At 47.4% G+C, this 20,025-nt stretch carries 13 protein-coding genes; 7 read left to right on the top strand and 6 right to left on the bottom strand.

Going from position 1 to position 20,025, the window contains the following annotated elements:
• Positions 1–11 precede the first annotated feature (11 nt).
• Positions 12–419, top strand: a complete 408-nt coding sequence (rraB, locus tag HG547_RS19920) for a ribonuclease E inhibitor RraB (RefSeq protein WP_037414069.1) — start codon at positions 12–14, stop codon at positions 417–419.
• A gap of 66 nt (positions 420–485) precedes the next feature.
• On the opposite strand, the gene HG547_RS19915 is transcribed toward rraB, so the two are convergent.
• Both HG547_RS19915 and HG547_RS19910 read right to left on the bottom strand, forming a co-directional pair.
• Complete coding sequence (locus HG547_RS19915) at positions 486–1,457, bottom strand: sensor domain-containing diguanylate cyclase (protein WP_169548815.1); 972 nt, start codon at positions 1,455–1,457, stop codon at positions 486–488.
• An 18-nt stretch (positions 1,458–1,475) separates the two neighbouring features.
• Positions 1,476–2,471, bottom strand: coding sequence for a response regulator (locus HG547_RS19910; protein WP_037414066.1), 996 nt, complete (start codon positions 2,469–2,471; stop codon positions 1,476–1,478).
• A 571-nt stretch (positions 2,472–3,042) separates the two neighbouring features.
• Here HG547_RS19910 and HG547_RS19905 point away from each other — a divergent pair.
• A complete protein-coding gene (locus HG547_RS19905) occupies positions 3,043–3,849 on the top strand; it encodes a crotonase/enoyl-CoA hydratase family protein (protein ID WP_169548814.1) in 807 nt (268 codons plus the stop codon).
• A 124-nt stretch (positions 3,850–3,973) separates the two neighbouring features.
• On the opposite strand, the gene HG547_RS19900 is transcribed toward HG547_RS19905, so the two are convergent.
• Together HG547_RS19900 and rapA are read right to left on the bottom strand one after the other, a co-directional pair.
• Positions 3,974–4,897, bottom strand: a complete 924-nt coding sequence (locus tag HG547_RS19900; protein WP_169548827.1) for a DUF3530 family protein — start codon at positions 4,895–4,897, stop codon at positions 3,974–3,976.
• A 242-nt stretch (positions 4,898–5,139) separates the two neighbouring features.
• Positions 5,140–8,046 (bottom strand): RNA polymerase-associated protein RapA, encoded by a 2,907-nt coding sequence (gene rapA / locus HG547_RS19895; protein WP_169548813.1) that lies wholly within the window; start codon positions 8,044–8,046, stop codon positions 5,140–5,142.
• A 390-nt stretch (positions 8,047–8,436) separates the two neighbouring features.
• On the opposite strand from rapA, the gene HG547_RS19890 reads away from it, so the two are divergent.
• The 3 genes from HG547_RS19890 (at position 8,437) to HG547_RS19880 (ending at position 16,244) form a co-directional block, all read left to right on the top strand.
• Complete coding sequence (locus HG547_RS19890; RefSeq protein WP_037426948.1) at positions 8,437–9,831, top strand: PhoH family protein; 1,395 nt, start codon at positions 8,437–8,439, stop codon at positions 9,829–9,831.
• Positions 9,832–10,050: 219 nt separating this feature from the next.
• Complete coding sequence (locus tag HG547_RS19885; protein WP_169548812.1) at positions 10,051–13,761, top strand: response regulator; 3,711 nt, start codon at positions 10,051–10,053, stop codon at positions 13,759–13,761.
• Positions 13,762–13,841: 80 nt separating this feature from the next.
• Positions 13,842–16,244 carry a zinc-dependent metalloprotease gene (locus HG547_RS19880; protein WP_169548811.1) on the top strand — a complete coding sequence of 801 codons (2,403 nt, stop codon included), beginning with the start codon at positions 13,842–13,844 and terminating at the stop codon, positions 16,242–16,244.
• Between the two features lie 45 nt (positions 16,245–16,289).
• On the opposite strand, the gene HG547_RS19875 is transcribed toward HG547_RS19880, so the two are convergent.
• Positions 16,290–18,098 carry a protein kinase gene (locus HG547_RS19875; protein WP_169548810.1) on the bottom strand — a complete coding sequence of 603 codons (1,809 nt, stop codon included), beginning with the start codon at positions 18,096–18,098 and terminating at the stop codon, positions 16,290–16,292.
• Between the two features lie 241 nt (positions 18,099–18,339).
• Between HG547_RS19875 and HG547_RS19870 the strand changes: the two genes are divergently transcribed.
• Together HG547_RS19870 and HG547_RS19865 are read left to right on the top strand one after the other, a co-directional pair.
• On the top strand, positions 18,340–18,678 hold the full coding sequence (locus HG547_RS19870; RefSeq protein WP_037414054.1) for a hypothetical protein: 339 nt from the start codon (positions 18,340–18,342) through the stop codon (positions 18,676–18,678).
• Positions 18,679–18,785: 107 nt separating this feature from the next.
• On the top strand, positions 18,786–19,442 hold the full coding sequence (locus HG547_RS19865) for a thiopurine S-methyltransferase (protein ID WP_169548809.1): 657 nt from the start codon (positions 18,786–18,788) through the stop codon (positions 19,440–19,442).
• A 194-nt stretch (positions 19,443–19,636) separates the two neighbouring features.
• On the opposite strand, the gene HG547_RS19860 is transcribed toward HG547_RS19865, so the two are convergent.
• The gene (locus HG547_RS19860; RefSeq protein ID WP_169548808.1) at positions 19,637–19,828 is read right to left on the bottom strand and encodes a bacterioferritin-associated ferredoxin; all 192 of its coding nucleotides are present in this window, start codon (positions 19,826–19,828) and stop codon (positions 19,637–19,639) included.
• Between the last annotated feature and the right edge of the window lie 197 nt (positions 19,829–20,025).

Raw genomic sequence — 20,025 nt, 5'->3', positions numbered from 1 at the left:
GAGACAAGTCCATGTCTATTGAAAGTCAGTTAAAAGCCCAATTCGCCGAGAATCGTGACATAGTGCAAGCCTTGCTCGACGATGGCTCAGAGCCAGATGCTGAATACACCATTGAGCACCATTTTTCATCGAGCAATTTTGAGCGCTTAGAAAAGGCTGCGGTTGATGCATTCAAACTTGGATTTGAAGTCAATGATGCCGAAGAAATGGAATTGGAAGATGGTTCGGTGATTTTCTGTTTTGACGCTGTTGCTTATCACAAGTTAGAAATTCCATTATTAGACAAAGCGACCGAACAGTTATTGCAACTCGCAGCCAAGCAAAAAGTGGATTATGACGGTTGGGGCACTTACTTTGTTGGCGATGAAGAAGATGAAGACGAAGAAGATGACGAACAGGACGATGGTTTTCCACATTAATACGTTGTCATAATTCTTATAAAGCAAAAGCCCATCAATGATGGGCTTTTGCTTTATTAAGCCTAATTAAGTGGAAATTGGTGCTGCATGTAGGACGCTACAATTTCGGCCTTTCTGTTTGGCCTCGTAAAGCGCTTTGTCTGAGCAGGAAATCCAACTTGAACTGCTCGTAATATGTTTGCCTATTTCGCATATGCCAAGGCTGACAGTCACTTTAATCTTCAGCCCCTCATACACTACGGTGGATTCAGCGATCTTTTCCCTCAAACGCTCGGTAAAGTTGAGGGCATCGGTGCCACTGGTATTGGGCATGACTACCGCAAACTCTTCGCCGCCATAGCGACCGACACAGTCGGTTTCTCGCAATGAGTGGCTCAGAAGATGGGCGATATGTTGAATAACCTTGTCACCTGCAAGGTGGCCGTAGGTGTCATTGATATTTTTGAAATGATCAATATCAATCATCACCAAGCTTGCTACACCGGAATAGCGGGCATAGAGATCGTACTCATGTTCCAAGCATAGTTGCCAATGGCGGCGATTATGCAGTTGCGTTAATCCATCGGTTTGACTAAGACGCTCTAACTGTTCGTTGGCGGCCTTGATCTGCAACTTATTCACGGCGATATCGGTGACATCATAAATAATCACACTGATATGGGTAATTTTGCCGGTTAATGAAGCGAGAGGCAGCAAAGTCACGTTCTGGTACATAAAATCGGCGCGCCCAGTAATTGGGCGATAGTTTTTAAACTGAAACACGTAAGGTCTTTGTTCCCAGCTAATGAAAGCTCGATTTTTAAGCATAAAAACCGATTCCATTTTTTGTTTTAACCAAGTGGCTGGCAAATCAGGGAAGCGGCTAAACAGGTTTTGACCTTTAATGGAATTGGGTGAAACGCCACTATGGTTTTCCATAAAGCCGTTCCACAGTTGGATATTATAATCGCGATCTAATACCACGAGACCCACTTCTATGGTTTGTACCATATCGATTAGCCAATGGAGTTCGTTCATTGCGCTTTGATCGTTTGACATAAGGTAAAGTCCAACTGATTAATCGAGTAAATAACCGAGTTTGTAGCTCAGTGTCGGAATAGAGTCTTCGGTAAATAGCAACAGTAAGTCGCATTGAATATTATGATTTTCAATACGATAGTTGATTTCCATCGCTAATGTTCTGTGCCATTTTTCCGAATTATCATGGATAAGATCATTCACTGTACAGTGACGGCCCAACACCACAGGATGGGCTTGGCTGAATTTCATATCGAGTTGTTCTGAGATCCCATTCAGGAATGCACCAATCAATACGTTTCCAGTGTCGATCAGTACTTCAATCTCGGTATTCTTATCCTCAGGATTTGCAACCCCCATGAGCTTGGCCATATCTTTAAAGCTTGAATCATGGAATAACAACAGTGCTTCACCCGCAACTCCTGCTCCAATAAATCCTTGGCAAAGTGCTGAAACAGTTGAGCTTTCTTCTGTTGCTTTCAGAGCCATGGTCAGTTCGCTGACTTCGAGCACGTTCACATTGGGGATAGGTAATAGGACAAATACGTCGAGTAATTTGGCGAGCAAATCGGCTGCACGGCCCATGGCAACGTTAGCGATCTCTTGGCAGGCATCACGCATATCGACTTTGATCATCGGCGTGTCTTCCACCTGATCTTTCTGCGTTAGGGTAAGAATGCCGTACTCTTGGAGGATATTACTGATGGCATCAGCACTGACGGGTTTTTGGATAAAGTCCAATGCGCCTAGAGCTTTAACACGTTCATGAGCTTTGATTTGTATATCACCCGAGACCACAATGATAAGGGCGGGGAGATCGTTTTGTTGAACGGTTTGTAGTACTTCATAACCATCCATTACGGGCATATTGAGATCGAGGAAGACCACTTCGCCTTTACCTGCGCGAATGGCATCTAACCCTTCGGCACCATTGGTCGCGTAGGTTATCTCGACATCCCATTCTTTGGGAAGGGTGCGAGCCATTTGTTTACGCGCCATAGCGGAATCGTCACAGATGAGTACAGAGATTGTCATGCTGACTACAGATCCTTATTTGCCCATTTATTGAAGATAACACTAATTCTTCATGTTTGAGTGACGAATTATGTGCTTCGGGCAAGTTTGATTTACATCATCTATATATAACTTATAGATTTAATTAGCTAATTTTATTTATCTTGCCATTAAATTCTAAAGGCATAGTGCGATTAAAATTGTGGTTAGCTAAGTTAACTTCGTTATTTATCGCAAAAAATCTCGATTTTGCGACCATCTATATGCTTAATCCATCAACAGATGTCTACAGTATCGATCCTCTATCATGCACAGGTATACATGCTGTAGGTAAGCGGAGTTGCTAGAGATGCATTTTGTTCAAATTAGACGCTGGCATGGGCTGAACAGCATCGTAAATTTATTCTAACAGCTTCATAAATCAGAATTTGTTAGGTTTTAGATTGCAGCCTAACATAATCGCACACTAATACTTAACGGTGACTGACAATATTTTGACTAAAGTCAAAATTTGGCCTTATGTTACATGTTTTGGTTAATCATGCCAAACATGTTAACATTTGTTCTGGACTGACCAGTAGCAGGATATTTCATGGGTGAGCGTTGTGTGCAAGTTACGGTTGAGAATGGCATCGCAAATGTTGTGCTTAATCGTCCAGAAAAGTTCAATGCAATTAATTATTTGATGTTTAGCGAACTCGATAAAACCATCAAAAGGATTAAATCAGATCCGAGTATTCGGCTAGTAATTTTATCTGGCGCTGGAGGTAATTTTAGTTCTGGCTTGGATGTCAAAAGCGTGATGTCTGCGCCGATGCAAGCAGTTAAATTGCTGTTTAAAGGGTTGCCAGGCAATGCCAACCTAGCCCAAAGAGTATCCCTTGGCTGGCAGCGTTTACCTGTACCCGTTATCGCGGTATTGGAAGGCTGCTGTTATGGTGGAGGAATGCAAATCGCTTTAGGTGCGGATTTTAGGATAGCAAGCCCTGACAGTAAGTTATCCATTATGGAGGCCAAATGGGGGCTGGTGCCCGATATGGCAGGCCTAGTGGCATTGCGGCAAATTATGCCAAAGGATCAAGCGATGTTACTCAGTCTCACGGCAAAAGTGCTCTCTGGCGAAGAGGCTAAAACCTTAGGTTTAGTGACTCAGTTAAGTGATAACCCAATGTTAAGCGCGCAACAATTGGCGGAAGAACTCCTCAATACCTCCCCCGATGCGGCTGCGGCAATTAAGCTGAGTATTAACCGCAGCTGGACTGCTTCGGTCCGTGCGTTGTTATGCCGCGAGTCATGGAGCCAAGTGAGATTGCTGCTTGGCAAAAATCGTACTATCGCTGCGGTTCGTCAGTTAAAAGATCCCACTAAACCCTACAAGGATCGCCAGTCTGGCTGGTAACTTGGTTGATGCCCTTAGCGAGAAAGCCATGGTAAAGACTTCCTCAATGCTGAGGCTGCGTTGATGTGTCGAGCTTTATTTTTGTTCTAGCAAGCCGTGCTCGTAAAATCAGGGGATTCAAATCTCAATAGGCGCCGCTCATTCGGGCGGCGAATCCTCTAATGGCCGATAAACAATTCTGCCAAGCGCTTTCATTATCCAGATTCAATGCCAGCGTTGTCTGCCGATAATTGGGTGCCTCTAAGGTCACTGCCAGCGTTTTACGTTGTTCAGCCGTTTCTAATGAGGCGGGGTGACCATCGGGTGATTGAATATCGAGTATCGGCATCGTGAGTTTAGCGAGCTTCTCAGCTATGGCTTGGTTTCGCGTTTCGTCTTCACTGTAGGGATTGATGACAATCAATACATCGGGATCGGCAATTTTCTTTTGGCTTAATAGGCTTATCAATAATCCAGCACTTTGATCGGCGGTGATCAGCACACGTTTACCAGGATAATCGCTACCAACGCTGTCGAGCTGTGACATGCTTTTAACGAGAAAGTCTTCTTGCTCAAGGAGATGCTTATTACTGTCTTCAGGCTTTACCTTTTGGCTCGGTTTATTAGACGGGCTGCTGAGCTGCGCAGACCCAGCGGTAGTCACCTCGGTCGCAGGGGTGGCAAAATTGGGTGCTGGCGGTTCTGTCGGCGGTGTGAGACTTAAACTCGCCCAACCAGCCGCATTAATATTACGTCGGACAAAGGCCATTAATCCGGGCGCATCGGCGGTGCCATTAGTGGCGGGTAAAATAATGGCTGCACCGAGTTTTTTTCGGCCTTCCCATGAGCGGACTAAGAGTTCAAGTGGTTGGTCATCTATGGTGATTTGTTTGATCTCATTGGCGGGTAAATAGCTGCTCGCTCTTTTAGCGGGCGTCGGTTTGTTAGGATTAGACTGAGCTGCTTCGGCGCTAGGCTCGGGAGTTTGGCTACTGGGATCGGCGGCGAGTAAGCTCGCACTGGCGAGAGCTAAGGTGAGGCTCAATACCGAGAGAATGATACGCGCCATAGAATTGATAACCACCTGTGTAGTCTTATAAATTCAATTAGCTAGAGTATAACCTTAAGCTGCGTAGCAGAAGTAATTTTTGCTTGAGCTCGTGACGGCGACCGCGCACTGCTGCGCCTGGACAGACTTATGCGAAAAAAATGTTTATACAACAGAGAAAATAAAAACGCCCAGCGATTGGCTGGGCGTTTGTGTTTTAGCTTAAGCGAGCCGGATCAGGCTCAGTTTAATGCCAATCAAGATTAAACATGGCTAACTAGGACCATACGAATCGCATCAAGCTGCAACTGACTCGCATCGAGGTAAGTGGTCAGCTCCCGCATTTGGTTGCGTAGGTATTCTAATTCTTCCTCACGGATATTGGGGTTGACTGCTTTGAGGGACTCTAAACGTTCGAGTTCGCCTGTGAGTTGGCTGGTCATCTTCTCGCGCGCTTGAGCCACTAACTCATTGACGGCCACTTGGGCATACTCTTCGCCTTTAGCAAATAACGGATGCAGAATTGGCTGTGATGCAGTGACTAACTTGCTAGCAATATGACGGTTTACCGCGCTTAACTGTTTGTCAAAACTGCTGTAATCGACCTTGGCTGACAGATCGTTGCCATTTTTATCCAGCAGAATACGGATAGGCGTAGGCGGTAGATAACGATAGAGCTGGCTCGATTTAGGCGCCGAGGCATCTGCCATATAAATCAGTTCTAAAAACAGGGTGCCCGCAGGCAATGCCTTGTTTTTTAATATCGCAACACTTGTAGTACCGGTATCCGAGCTAGTGATCAAGTCGAGGCCGGTTTGCACCAGTGGATGCTCTTGGGTGATCAAGGCAATATCATCACGGGAGAGTGCGGTATCACGGTCGAAGGTGACGGTAACGCCATCCTCATGCAGGCCCGGATAAGTCGGGAACATCATATGCTCGCTCGGACGTAGGATGATCGAGTTTTCGCCTTTATCTTCCTGGTCGACACCGATAATGTCCCACAAGCGGATCACCGAACCGATCAGCTTAGTATCTTGATCGCTTTGGGCTAAACGCTCGACAATCGCTTTGGCTTTATCGCCGCCATGGGAGTTGATTTCCAGCAGTTTATCACGGCCTTGTTCCATGGCGTGTTTCAGTTCTTTGTAACGGCTTTGGGTGTGATTGAGCAGATTGGTTAGCTCATCTTCATCACCGCCGACAAGGACATTTAACAATTCTTCGGCAAATTCACTGAAAAGTATATGGCCGCCAGGGCAGGTAAGCTCGAAGGCATTTAGACCTTGGTGATACCATTGGAGTAAACGCTCCTGTGCCGTATCTTGCAGATAAGGCAAGTGAATTTGGATATCGTTCTTTTGACCAATACGGTCCAAACGGCCGATACGCTGCTCCAATAAATCTGGGTTTAATGGCAGATCGAACAGCACTAAGTGGCTGGCAAACTGGAAGTTACGACCCTCGGAGCCGATTTCTGAACAGATTAATGCCTGAGCGCCGCCTTCTTCTTGAGCAAAGTAAGCACCCGCTTTATCGCGCTCGATAATCGACATGCCTTCGTGGAACACTGTGGCTTGAATGCCTTCACGGGTACGCAGGGCTTCTTCTAAGCTCAGGGCAGTATCGGCGCCACTGGCGATAATCAGCACTTTCTTGCTGCGGTGCGACTTTAAAAACTCGATTAACCAATCCACGCGAGGATCGAACTTCCACCAACTTGCGCTGTTGTCTTCAAATTCTTGATAGAGTTTTTCAGGGCTTAAGGCTTGTGCCGCTTTCGCTTCTAAGGTCTTACGGCCGCCCATCATCTCATTTACGCGTGCAGCGGTAAGATACTGCTCAGGCATCGCATGGGGATAGGCGTTGAAAATACGTTTCGGAAAACCTTTTACCGAGGCGCGGCTGTTGCGGTAAAGCACGCGGCCAGTGCCGTGGCGATCAAGCAGTTCTTGCAGTAATTCGCTGCGGGCAGCTTGTTGCAATTCGCTGTCGATGCCTTCGGCTTGAATTAACCGAATGCTCGGCGCTATGTCTTTTTCGCTGAGTAATTCGGTTAAGCTGTTGATAGCGGTATCAGATAATTTGCTTTCGCCCGCTAAAGCTTCGGCGGCGATGGCGACATCTTTGTAGCTGTTTTCTTCAGCAAGGAAGGCGTCGTAGTCATAGAAACGATCTGGGTCGAGTAGGCGCAAGCGCGCAAAATGGCTCTCGTGACCGAGTTGATCCGGTGTTGCGGTCAGTAATAATACGCCCGGTACGACTTCGCTTAAGGCTTCAACCACTTGGTAGGCGCGGCTTGGGGCGTCTTCGGTCCACTCTAAATGGTGTGCTTCATCAACCACTAACAGATCCCAATCGGCATCGAGTGCTTGGTCGAGACGTTTCTTTTTGCGCAGTAATTCGAGTGAACAAATCACTAACTGTTCGGTATAGAAAGGGTTGTCATGGTCGGCAAAGGCTTCAACGCAACGGTCTTCATCAAACACCGAGAAGCGCAAGTTAAAGCGGCGCAGCATTTCCACTAACCACTGATGGCGCAGGGTATCCGGCACAATAATCAATACTCGTTCGGCACGGCCTGTCAGCAGTTGTTGGTGGATAATTAACCCTGCTTCGATGGTTTTACCTAAACCCACTTCGTCGGCCAGTAACACCCGCGGCGCATAACGGCGACCCACTTCATGGGCGATCCACATTTGATGGGGAATAAGACCGACGCGTGGCCCTTGTAAGCCGAGTAAATCAGAGGTCGCCAGTTGATTGCGCAGTAACTGGCATTGATAACGAATGCCGAAACGGTCGAGGCGGTCAATCTGACCCGCAAACAGGCGATCCTGCGGTTTGTTAAAGCGAATATTGTGGTTTAACAGTGTCTCACGCAGGCTGGCTTTTTCGCCTGTTTCGCTGTGGATACCGTGGTAGACGACGAGGCCGTCTTTTTCGGTGAGTTCTTCGACCGAGAGACTCCAGCCTTCATGGCTTTCAACCGTATCGCCAGGGTTGTATATGACGCGGGTCAGCGGGGCTTCGTTACGCGAGAACATACGGTTCTCACCAGTCGCAGGGAATAACACTGTGACCATGCGGCCTTCAACTTGTACGACTGTTCCTAAACCAAGCTCTGACTCGGTATCACTTATCCAACGTTGTCCTAAGGCAAACGGCATCTTAAATTCTCATCTCTGGGCGGACTCTAACAAAGGGCGCGTATGTTATATCAATACTAGGGATATTTGAATCGCCCTCTCAACCGTTAGAGACTAATTCTCCACACAGCAGATTACAAATTGAACAGTGAAGAAAATTCTCTGTTGCAGCTCGAGGTTTTGTCATGCTTCTGTCATATCGAGGGACCTACACTGCTTTCGAGTCTCTGATGATTTGGTTGGCATTCATTGAGAATGGTGCCAATATTAGTGTAAGCCGCTAGCTATCTTTATTCGGTAGAGGCTTGAACTTAAAGATCATTCTTAACCTAACGCCAATCAGCAAAGGAGCCATATCCACTCACTGGGAACGAGATATAACATAAAATAATCGAGCACTCTGGAGGCGCCATGGAACAAGACGACAGAAAGTTGTTTGTACTGGATACCAATGTGTTACTACATGAACCTTTGGCGATCTATTCGTTTAAAGAGCACGATGTAGTCATTCCGATGACTGTGCTAGAAGAGCTAGACCAGATTAAAGATCGAAAGAGTGATGTGAGTCGCGATGCGAGAGTCGCCATTCGGGCATTGGAAGATACCCTCGGCGGCGATACAACACCTGAACAAATTATTAATGGCGTCCCTTTGCCAAGTCGAGAAGGGCATGCCGATGCAATAGGCTCACTTTCTATTTTCCCTGACCATCTTGTCGATTTTACCTTAGGTGCCCTGCCGGGGGATGGCAACGATAACCGCATTATCAATACCGCACTACATCTACAAAATCTTCACCATCCACGCACTGTGGTACTCGTCACTAAAGATATCAATATGCGTCTTAAGGCCAAGGGCGCGGGTATTCAATTGGTTGAGGATTATCGAACCGACCAGCTGATCGACGATATTCGTTTCCTCAGCAAGGGCTTTTATCAGTTCGAAGGTAATTTTTGGGAGCATTTAAACAAAGTGTCCACCGAGCGCCACGGTCGGCATACGATTCATGAAGTCCCGCTGAAAGATTTAGACAACGAACCTTTCTACATTAACCAGTATCTGATTGATACCGAATCTGATTTTTGTGGCCGCGTCACCGAGCGTAGCGATACCCATCTGCATATTTTAGATCTGGGCCGCGAGCGCTTAAAAAACCTCGAGGCTTGGGGCGTTAAACCTAAGAATGTTTACCAAGGCATGGCGCTGCAAGCCTTGCTCGATCCCGATATCGATCTGGTGATCTTAACGGGGCCAGCGGGTTGCGGTAAAACCTTACTAGCAATGGCGGCTGCGCTTGAGTTGGTAGTGGAGCGCAATCGCTACGATAAGGTGATTGTGACTCGTAATACGCCGGAAATTGCCGAATCGATAGGTTTTTTACCCGGCACCGAAGAAGAAAAGATGATGCCATGGCTCGCGGCCATTACCGATACTTTAGAAGTGCTGCACAAGAATGATGTCAATCCGACCGGCAGTTTGAACTACATCATGGAGAAGGCGAATATCCAATTTAAGTCGATCAACTTTATGCGCGGCCGCTCGATCCAAAACTCCATTGTGCTTTTGGATGAATGTCAAAACTTAACGGCGTCGCAGATCAAAACCATGATCACTCGGATGGGAGAAGGTACAAAATTGATTTGTTGCGGTAACTTAGCGCAGATCGATTCGAATTATCTCACCGCAGTGACCTCGGGTTTAACCTACATAGTGGAACGTTTTAAAGACTTTGAAGGCAGTGCAAACTTATACCTGAATGGCGTGGTGCGTTCACGCTTAGCTGAATACGCTGAAGAACATCTCTAACCATTAACTAAATTGTTACAAAAGGTCTCACTTGTGGGACCTTTGTTTTTAGCCATTTCTATGATTTTTCAGTTAGCTAATCATAGACTTTGCCAGTCTTAGTATGGCAATTATTTGATGTGACTCGGGGTTTCTTCCTGCTAATATAAGGACCCATAAATGAACTCCGTAACTTTTGCCACCGATGGCTAAATCAAGTGCTGCAATCAAGGGTAGTGGATGAAATCGAGTGAGCCGGATCTCCAGCTAAAATCGCCGATCCAAAAGAATTATAACCGTGCCGTTTTTTATACTTATATCGGTGTAATTGTCCTGTCGTTGCTGACGGCGTGGATGTTTTTCGATCGCCAGAAAAGCCAGCAGATGGATCAGCGTGAAGAGCAGGTTGAACGCCATGTATTGCAAATTGACTTACTACTAGAGTCGAGTATTCGTGCGGTGAAGAGCTTGCGGGATGTGGCTGTGGATCACCTACGTTTAGGTGAGTTAGTGCGTAAGGATCGCTTACCGCAGTACGGCAAATTTAACGAAAGTGGTCAGTATTTTACCTTAGAGCCTAATTACGCCAAAGGTGGCAAGCCATTCACTAATATGGGGCGGATCACGGGCGCGGGTTCCCTCGATGGTCGCAGTGATAAGTTCTACCAAGAGCTGGAAATGCTGTTCGAGTTATCGCTGTCTTTCCCTGTGGCCAAAGAAGCCGCACCCAAAGCCTCGGCAATTTATTATCTATCGCGCCAGCGGATGATGTCCTACTTCCCTTGGACCAATGATGATCAACGTTTTAGAGACGAGTTGCTCAATAAAAAACAATTCCAATACGCGACGCCAGCGATGAACCCGCAACGCAGCGTGTTTTGGAGTGAGGCCTACGTCGACTCCACAGGTAAAGGCTTATTGACCACCTTAGGTGTGCCCGTTTACCTCGACGATGAGTTTATGGGCTCGATAAACCTCGATATGACCTTAGCCTCATTGGCGCGGCAAATTCGGGTGTACTTCAAAATGCCGGGGACGGTGATCCTGCTCGATCAGCAGAATAATATTTTATCCCACAGTGATTTTGATGGCTCTGATATCAATCGGGTGTATCACATCAGCCAGCGCATTCCTTCTGAGCTGCATTCGTTGCCTGAGTCTGAATTATTCGACGCCCACGAAGGCATTATTCGTAACGGTTACTATATTCACTCGGTTGCGCTGCATAATGCGCCTTGGCGCTTGTTGTATCTGCAAAATGAAGACGACCTGTTTCAAGATTCGGTCGAAAAACTGCAACTGACCTTTATCCTTGTGGTCATCGCTCTGTCGGTGCTGGTGACCATAGTACACTGGCAAACGCGCCGCTCTTTTGTGAGCCCTGCATCGCGGCTGTTATCCCACTTAGAGGGCTGCTCCCAAGAACCGCGTAAATCGCCGGAAAAAATCACCCCTGGTTGGGAGCCTTGGTTCCTATTGGTCAGCCGCATTTTTGAGGAAAACAAGCAATACACTCACCATCTGGCCGAGCAAAATAAACGACTCGATAAACTGGTCGCGCGTCGTACTGAGCGGTTAAAAGATGCTACCGAGCGCCGCGAACGTGAATATGCGTTATTGCGATCCTTACTCGACTCCATCCCAGAAGCCATTGTCTTTAAAGATAAAGAGGGCAATTACCTCGGCTGTAACAAGGCCGCCGAGCGGATGTTGGGTTACACCGAAAGCGAGATGATCGGTCTGTCGTCGGAGGATTTAACCTCGCCAGAGATGGGCATTCGTATTCGTGCCGAGGATGAGCAGATCCTAAAAGATCGCACGCCGCTGCGTTATCAAGAGAAGGTCGAGTTAGCGGGTAAACCTGTGTTGCTAGATACCCTTAAATTGCCTTTTTACAATCGCCGTGGCGAGCTGCAAGGCTTAATTGCCGTGTGGCGCGATGTCACGCGTGAGTACGAGTCCGCCGAACAGTTACGTCTGTCGGAAGAGCGTTACCATTTAGCGATGGATGCGGTAGAGGATGGTCTATGGGACTGGTATCTGGATTCGGAACATATTATTTGCAACCCATCCTATTATTCGATGCTGGGGTATAAACCCAATGAATTCCCTGCGTTAGTGTCGGCTATCGACCAGCTAACACACCCCGACGACAGAATTCGGGTCGAAGAGTACCGTAATCAGTATCTGCAAAACCCGGTCGATGCTTACGAAATCGAGTTTCGGATTTTAGGTAAAAATGGCAGTTATCACTGGGTGCTTTCCCGTGGACGGGTAGTGGAATTTACCGCCGATGGTCAGCCTAAGCGTATGGTCGGTACCCATAAGGACATTACGCGCCATAAGAGTAACGAAGTGGCGCTGTTGGAGGCGAAGCAGGATGCGGAATTGGCCAACCTGTATAAGAGTGAATTTTTGGCGAATATGAGTCATGAAATCCGCACGCCAATGAACGCTATTATCGGTATGTTGCAGTTGGCGCAGCGCACCTCGCTGACGGCGCAGCAGAAGGATTACCTCGAAAAAGCCGGTTTCTCGGCGCAGTCGTTGCTGCGGATTATTAACGATATTCTCGACTTCTCTAAGATTGAGGCGGGTAAGTTAGAGTTGGAGCGGGTGCCGTTCCCATTGGATAAAGTGCTCGATCATGCCCTCGATCTCAACGCGCTTAAGGCGCAGGAACAAGGCGTTGAATTATTGCTGTATGCGCCAGTGACGGCAGGGCTCATTCTTAAGGGCGATCCACTGCGTCTAGGCCAAGTGCTGATCAATTTGTTGTCGAACGCGGTGAAGTTTACCCAATCCGGCGAGATTGAATTGGGATGTGAAGATGTCGGCGAGCGTGATCACCGGATTACCTTAAAATTCTGGGTGCGGGATACCGGTATTGGGATCAGTAAAGATCAGCAGGAAAAGTTATTCGATGCCTTTGCCCAAGCCGATGGCTCGACGACCCGTAAATACGGCGGCACAGGCTTAGGTTTATCGATCAGTAAGCATTTGGTCTCCATGATGGGTGGCAAGATGCAAGTGCAGAGTGATTTAGGCGTCGGCAGTACCTTTAGCTTTACCATCAGTTTTGAAATTGCCGAAGAAGCTAAAGTCGAGCCCTTAGTCGTGCCTGAAAAACTCAATAATTTACGTACACTTGTGGTGGATGATAACCCAACGGCACTGCAAATTTACTCAGCGTTGATGCGCGATTTCCACTTTGAGGTGGATACTGCCGCGAGCGGCGCCGAGGCGCTGTACAAGTTGTCGCGTGATCCTATCGATTTATTGTTGCTCGATTGGATGATGCCAGAAATGGATGGCAGTGATGTGATTAGCGCCATCGATACCATGGTGGCCGAAGGTCGGATCGCGAAACGGCCAATCATTATTATGATGACGGCCTATGCGGCTGAACCTTTGCAACTTGAAGTCGATAGTGCCAATGTGTTTGCTGTGTTGCAAAAGCCCTTTAAGGCCTCGAGCTTGTTCGATGAGATTATTGCCGCCTTTGCCGACGAGCCAAGGCTCAATGTCGCACAGCCTATTGCTGAAGTGGCTGTCGAAGAAGGTGAGCACACAGGTTTAGTGCTCTTGGTTGAAGATAACTTTATCAACCAACAGGTCGCGACAGAGCTGTTAAAGAGTGCGGGTTACGAAGTCGTCGTCGCAGGAAATGGCCAAATTGCGTTGGATATTATCGACTCGCGGCCCTTTGATGCGGTATTAATGGATATTCAAATGCCAGTAATGGATGGTTTAACGGCGGCGCGGGCACTGCGTGAACGTTACAGCGCTGATGCCTTACCGATTATCGCCATGACAGCCCATGCGATGTCTGGAGATCGGGAAAAGAGTCTCGCCGCAGGGATGAATGCCCATATTACTAAGCCTATCGTGCTATCCGAATTATTTGAAACCTTAACCCATTGGATTAAGCACAAACATAATCACCATTAATTGTTCGCCCGGGGCCAGTGATGGCCCCGCGTGGTTAGTTTCATAGCGTGACCACGTAGACAGCCAGTTCAGGAGGAAAGATGAAACCCCATAGCCTAGCCCTCGCCATCCTGCTCTTAGGTTTGCCAGCCCTTAGCTTTGCCGCTACTCTGCCAAGCACTAAAATTGTTAAACAAAGCCAAGTAGCCAAGGGATTTCTCAATTTTTACTATGAACCGAGCGAAGGGGAGTTATACCTTGAGGTGAGTCGCCTCAATCAACCCTTTCTCTTGGTGACTAGCTTGCCTGAAGGGGTCGGTTCTAACGATATCGGCTTAGATCGTGGCCAGTTAGGTCAAACCCGCATGGTGCAGTTTGAGCGCCAAGGCCCTTATATCCAACTTAAGCAACTAAACACCCAATATCGCGCCAATACCCAAGATGCCGCCGAAAAGCGAGCAGTAGAGGAAGCCTTTGCCGATTCGGTATTGTGGCAGGGAAAATTACTCGAAGGTAAGCCGGATATGGTGGCGATCAGTGAGCTAGTGCTTAATGATCTGCACGGTGTCTCACATGTGCTGCAACAGACGGGACAGGGCAATTATCATCTCGACTTAACCCGCTCGGCGATTTTGCCCGCAGGAGTTAAATCCTTTGAAAACAATAGCGATGTAGATGTGCAATTGACCTTTAAGGGCGATGTTGCTGGCGAGCAAGTCGCTAAGGTCACGCCCGATGGCACCTTTATGTCAGTACGGATGCGTTATTCTTTTGTTGAATTGCCAGACGAAGGCTATCAAGTTCGCGCCTATCATCCGATGAGTGGCTATCTATCCGATGAGTACCGCGACTATGCGACGGATTTTTCTGAGCCTCTGGTGCAGCGGTTTATTTTGCGCCACCGCCTGCAAAAGGTGAGCCCAGGCCCTGCGCCTAGTGAGGTGGTTAAACCTATCACCTATTACCTCGACCCAGGTGTGCCTGAGCCTATTCGCTCGGCACTGCTCGATGGCGCACGCTGGTGGGAAACAGCCTTCACCCAAGCGGGGTTTATCAACGGTTTTAAGGTTGAACTGTTGCCGCCCGATGCCGATCCGCAGGATATCCGTTATAACATGATCCAGTGGGTCCACCGAGCGACGCGAGGCTGGTCCTATGGCGCAGCGCTCACCGATCCGCGTACTGGCGAAATCATCAAAGGCCAAGTGACCTTAGGGAGCTTGCGGGTACGCCAAGATTATTTGATTGCCAAAGGATTAACCGCAGGGTGGCAGGATAGAGCGGCGGCAGAGAAGGTCGCTAATGAGCTGGCATTAGCGCGTATTCGGCAACTTGCTGCCCATGAGGTCGGTCATACCTTAGGATTAGATCATAACTTTGCTGCCTCAACCAATCAGGATGCCTCTGTGATGGATTACCCCCATCCCAAGATCCAGCTGAAAGGCAATGATATTGATATTTCAGCACCTTATGGCGTTGGTGTCGGGCCGTGGGATAACTTTACCATCGCCTACGGTTATAGCGATGAAGGCGATGTGACTGCCCAGTTGGCGCTGCAAAATCAGTTGTTGGCCGAGGTCGCGCGTAAGGGACTGCGTTACATCGGTGAAGCCGACTCACGCCAAAAGGATGCCAGTCACGCCTATGCAAGTTTGTGGGACAGTGGTGATGCTCCAATCGCTCAACTATTGGAGCTAAATCGCATTCGTGCCAAGGCGATTGAAGGTTTCAGTCGAGCGGCCTTATTGCCTGGCGAGCCGCTTGGTGAATTGGTCGATGCTTTTGTACCTATCTATTTACTCAATCGTTACCAAATCGAGGCTGTCGCAAAATTTATTGGCGGCACCGACTATCACTATTTGTCTATCGGTGAGGGCGGTCGCTGGAGCTATATAGCACCGCCATTACAATTGTCGGGTCTCGATGCGTTGTTAAGCACCTTAGATGCAGCAAGTCTAACGGTCCCACAAACATTGTTAGACACTTTAGTCCCTAAAGCGGGTAATTATCAGCCAACGCGGGAGTCGTTTGAATCGGGGCTTGGGGTGACGAGCGATCCCCTTGGCATGGCAGAAGTGTCTGCTCGCCACACGGTAAGCTTACTGCTCATGCCAAAACGCTTAAATCGTGTGAGCCAAGCGGCGATGGCCGATAATGAGCAACTCTCGGTTGAGACGCTACTGAATAAGTTGTTTGCCGCGACGTTATATCAGGAAGATAAGCTTGGCTTAGTTGAAGGTGTGTGGATGCGCGTTAATGCGGTGGTGATCGATGAACTCTTGTCGACCTACCATGATCCGCAAACTGCGCCAGAGGTTAAGGCTGCGCTCTTTGAACGTGCTCAATTTGTGATAAAGCAGCTCAAAGCCAAAGCTAACCGAGCCAATGCTAAAGTGGCTGCCCACTATAACGGATTGGAGCAGGGCCTTAGTGCGGGGCTTTTGGATGCTAATAAAAAACTTATCCCTAAGCCCTTAACTTTACCGCCAGGCTCACCTATCTAGTCTAGGTTGGGCCGTCAGCATAATAGGCGCTAGCGAATAGAATCGTTAAGCGCCTATTTCTTTTGGATTTTTAGGATAAAAATACTCGGGCTTACGTTCAATATGGGTAAAGCGACGGGTATTTTTATAGGGCAGTTTCATAAAGCCGGAAACGCCATGACCTTGAATTTTACCGACATAATGCAAAATGCGGTCGAGGCTGGCGCGAAACGCTGCCTGTTTACGCGGATTGAGCAACTTTAAGTAGCTGTGGATCTTTAAGTGGTTCGGTAGGGCTTCAAAAATAATGCAACCCGTATGGTGGATTTGGTTGATCCTCGCCAATTCCTCCATGATTTCGTTCGGTAGTTCAAGGTTTTCATCCGGATCTTTACCATCTTCAAAGTAAGAATGCAGCCGCGATTTATCCTCGAGGGTTGGCACATCACCCACTTCAAAGGGCAGTTGTAAATCGGCACTGGCGACAAAAGGTTCGTGAATGTTTTCACGCTCGATATGTAGCGTATCTCTGGCGTTAAAAAAGCAGGCCTTAAAGACGCCGATCCGTTTAATTCCCCGTGCGAGGGTCACCATATTATTAACGGCGATGATGAGCGCGCTTTTTTGTTTGGCATCGTAAATGGCAAGATTAGAATCAATAAACACGCCGGTTTCTTGCCAATGAATCGCTAGTCCGCCCACGATCGGATATTGGCCTAGACGACCCACGGCGGCGATAAAGCCCTTTTCAGTATCGCCCATACCGGCTAAGAAGTTGCGATAGTATTTTTCGAGTTGAATATCGTCCATCTTGGCGATGGGATCGTAAGCATTATGTTCTTTTAAGAATGATTTACGCGAACTGTAACTGACGGTTTCGACATCTTTTTCACGGGATTGGACCCAGACGGGGATGTCCCCCATCAGCTCAGCTTTTGGCAATTCAGGTAAGTGCAATCTATGGCTGTGGCGCATGCTTTTGAGAAAATAATCTCCCGCTAGATTGCGCTGCACGGCATCACTACTGAGCATGCCTTCCAAGGTGCGTGCTAATTCCATCGGTAAGCCAATGCTGGTGGGCGGGATAACCTGCGCACCGAAGCGACTCGCCTGTCCAGAGGCCAAGGCATACAAGGTCGCCGCCACGCCTTGCTCGTCAAAGCGTGGGCTGGAGAGTGCGCCGTTTAGCTGTTCTTCGCCAATAAAATACACATCTCCCATGCGAGCATTGGTGTGTTGCTGATCGCTCGACATCAGCGTCATCACATTGTCTTCGACGGCCTTGTTATATTCATCCCGTTGCGCAAACACGGCGGAGCCCCAGTCGATTAAGGATAAGTGTTGGCTTTCAATATCATAGACAAGGTTTGAAGGCTTAATATCGCCATGTACTAAGGGTTTGCCAGTGCGCAGATAGTAGAGAATATCGGCGAGTTGGCGGGCGATACTCATTACTATTGCGGGAGGCAGAGCGCCTAAGCGGCGGCAAAGTTGCTCCAAATCTTCACCTTTAGCCCGCTCCATCACTAAAATCCCTTGTTTGCCAACTCGCTCAAATTTGATCGCCCCCGGAATGTTGGGGTGTTTAAGCAAGGACAGCATAAAGGCTTCTTCCTCTAAGCGGTCTTGAATATGCTGCGGCAGATTAATTCTTGAGAATTTAAATACATGGGCTTCGTCGGCCTGATTAATTCCCGCAAACACAAAGCCATAAGCCCCCTTACCGATAAACTCAATGTCTCGATAACCCAACTTACTTAACTGTTGTTTACATAAACGGATCCACGCCTTGTGTTTGCGGGCATCGTTAGCCTTGAGCAAATAAATCGATTGCTCTTCGGAAATGTAAAAATGTTGTAGTTGGGGTGTTTGCAATGCGAGGCTCCTTGTTTGGGTTATTTAAACAGCAAGCGGGTATGTTAAGCAAATAGGAGCGGAGATTTATTTTAAGGGGATAAAATGCGCACTGTTTGCGGCTCACCTATCCCATCATTTCGTCGCTGACTTTGATTTATATCAAGTTAAATCGTATAGAGTCTAGGTAATCTTAAGCACATTGGATTGGGATATATTTTTGTTAAATTTCCCGTGGACAAAGTGGATTTAAGGAGGGCATATGCCCGCCCCAGATAAGGCTTTATTGATCGAGTTATTAGAGTTTCCGCGTAAGCGAATTTTACAGTCAATGGAAGTGACTCATTGTCCACATGCGGTATTTTTTAATGATAGCGATGAGCAGTGTCTAACATGCCACCAAGGTATGGAGTGTATCTGGATGAACCAGAATGATGAGCTGGTGGCCGTCGAACAAAAATCCATCTCCGAGCTTAAGCAACAATTGCTTATTGCCGTCGACTTTATTGATTCTTCACTCAGCCCACACCATCTTTCCCGTCGCCAATGCCAATGTGATAACTGTGCTTGGTTACGCCGGGTGCAAGAAGCATTGTCTTAATCATTAACTATTTCCATCGCTATGATTAACTTGCCGTATTTGAGATTTTGCATCCAGTCGTAAATGCCATTAGAGTAAGGATAACTTTAGCCTTTTGAGATATACCTATGGAACCTGGTTTTTGGCACGAGAAGTGGCAGCAACAACAGATTGGTTTTCATCAACAAGACGTTAATCCTTTCCTCGTCAAGTATTGGCATCAATTGGCGCTTCCCGCCGATGCCAAGGTTTTTGTTCCCCTGTGTGGTAAGTCTTTGGATATGTGTTTTTTAGCCGAGCAGGGGCATCAAGTGATTGGTTGTGAGTTGAATGAACTCGCTGTGCAACAGTTTTTTAGCGATAACCAATTGCCAATGCAGCAAAGTGCAGAAGGCGAACATCAGCATTACCAAACCGAACAGATAAGTTTGTATCAAGGCGATATCTTCACCTTACCTCAGTCTATTACGGCGCAAGTGAGTGGTTTTTATGATCGCGCGGCCTTGATTGCCTGGCCTGAGAGTATGCGGGCGCAATATGCCAAGCAATTAGCGCAGTTATTGCCTTCGGGCAGTGTTGGTTTATTGGTGACCTTAGACTACCCGCAGGACGCTTTAAGTGGGCCACCTTTTGCGGTGTCGCCAACTTGGGTAGAAACACATTTAAGTGACGATTTTGAAATCCAGCTCTTGGATTGTCAGGACGTGCTTGCGGACAACCCGAGGTTTGTTAAGAAAGAAGTCCCTTGGTTGAATGAAGCTGCGTATTTATTAAAACGCCGATAAACAGAGTGCATCCCATTGAGCGACAAGCATTTGTGCTGTTGACTGAGTGGGATGTCCCATTAAGGGGATGTGCGGCAATATCTGTTTTTAAGCTTGATATTGTGCAATATCTCAAAACGATGTGGATGTTAGCGATTAGGAATAGCAGTGAACACAAAAATGATGTTTTGCTTAAAGGGGTTGAAGATTCTAAGTTAAGCGACTTCGTAGTAATTAGGTTCGATTTCGAGTTGGTTTTGGATGGTTTGTACGGCCATTCTTGCGCATTTGCCGCATTGATCGGCAACGCCTAAACGCTTTTTAACGTCAGCAAGACTTGTATCGCCTTGGCTTACTGCGTTTTTGATCTGAGTATCTGTGATGGCGTGACAAAGACAAACGTACATTTTTGGAACTCCAACATAGGTTGGGTTAATTCTAAATGAAAACGCTTATCAAATGCAATATTGTTGGTGGTCTTGTTTTGTCAATTTTCTATTTTGTTACCTTCAGCACATTTTTTGAGCTAATCTCAAAGGGCGTGAACCAAGGCTGAGTGTTTAGATCAAAATGGATGATTGAATTGGTATCAGGGAAGGATAGC

This window comes from Shewanella sp. DNRA4, from assembly GCF_012843185.1.
Taxonomy (GTDB): domain Bacteria; phylum Pseudomonadota; class Gammaproteobacteria; order Enterobacterales; family Shewanellaceae; genus Shewanella; species Shewanella xiamenensis.
Note: the sequence above shows the minus strand (reverse complement) of the source record. Positions and strands in the feature narration are given on the sequence as shown.

What these genes read in the sequence shown, in the direction of transcription:
- HG547_RS19905 (WP_169548814.1), top strand. Translation starts at nt 3,043, where the DNA reads ATGGGTGAGCGTTGTGTGCAAGTTACGGTTGAGAATGGCATCGCAAAT.
- HG547_RS19870 (WP_037414054.1), top strand. Translation starts at nt 18,340, where the DNA reads ATGCCCGCCCCAGATAAGGCTTTATTGATCGAGTTATTAGAGTTTCCG.
- HG547_RS19885 (WP_169548812.1), top strand. Translation starts at nt 10,051, where the DNA reads ATGAAATCGAGTGAGCCGGATCTCCAGCTAAAATCGCCGATCCAAAAG.
- HG547_RS19915 (WP_169548815.1), bottom strand. Translation starts at nt 1,457, where the DNA reads ATGTCAAACGATCAAAGCGCAATGAACGAACTCCATTGGCTAATCGAT.
- HG547_RS19890 (WP_037426948.1), top strand. Translation starts at nt 8,437, where the DNA reads ATGGAACAAGACGACAGAAAGTTGTTTGTACTGGATACCAATGTGTTA.
- rapA (WP_169548813.1), bottom strand. Translation starts at nt 8,046, where the DNA reads ATGCCGTTTGCCTTAGGACAACGTTGGATAAGTGATACCGAGTCAGAG.
- rraB (WP_037414069.1), top strand. Translation starts at nt 12, where the DNA reads ATGTCTATTGAAAGTCAGTTAAAAGCCCAATTCGCCGAGAATCGTGAC.
- HG547_RS19880 (WP_169548811.1), top strand. Translation starts at nt 13,842, where the DNA reads ATGAAACCCCATAGCCTAGCCCTCGCCATCCTGCTCTTAGGTTTGCCA.
- HG547_RS19900 (WP_169548827.1), bottom strand. Translation starts at nt 4,897, where the DNA reads ATGGCGCGTATCATTCTCTCGGTATTGAGCCTCACCTTAGCTCTCGCC.
- HG547_RS19865 (WP_169548809.1), top strand. Translation starts at nt 18,786, where the DNA reads ATGGAACCTGGTTTTTGGCACGAGAAGTGGCAGCAACAACAGATTGGT.
- HG547_RS19910 (WP_037414066.1), bottom strand. Translation starts at nt 2,471, where the DNA reads ATGACAATCTCTGTACTCATCTGTGACGATTCCGCTATGGCGCGTAAA.
- HG547_RS19860 (WP_169548808.1), bottom strand. Translation starts at nt 19,828, where the DNA reads ATGTACGTTTGTCTTTGTCACGCCATCACAGATACTCAGATCAAAAAC.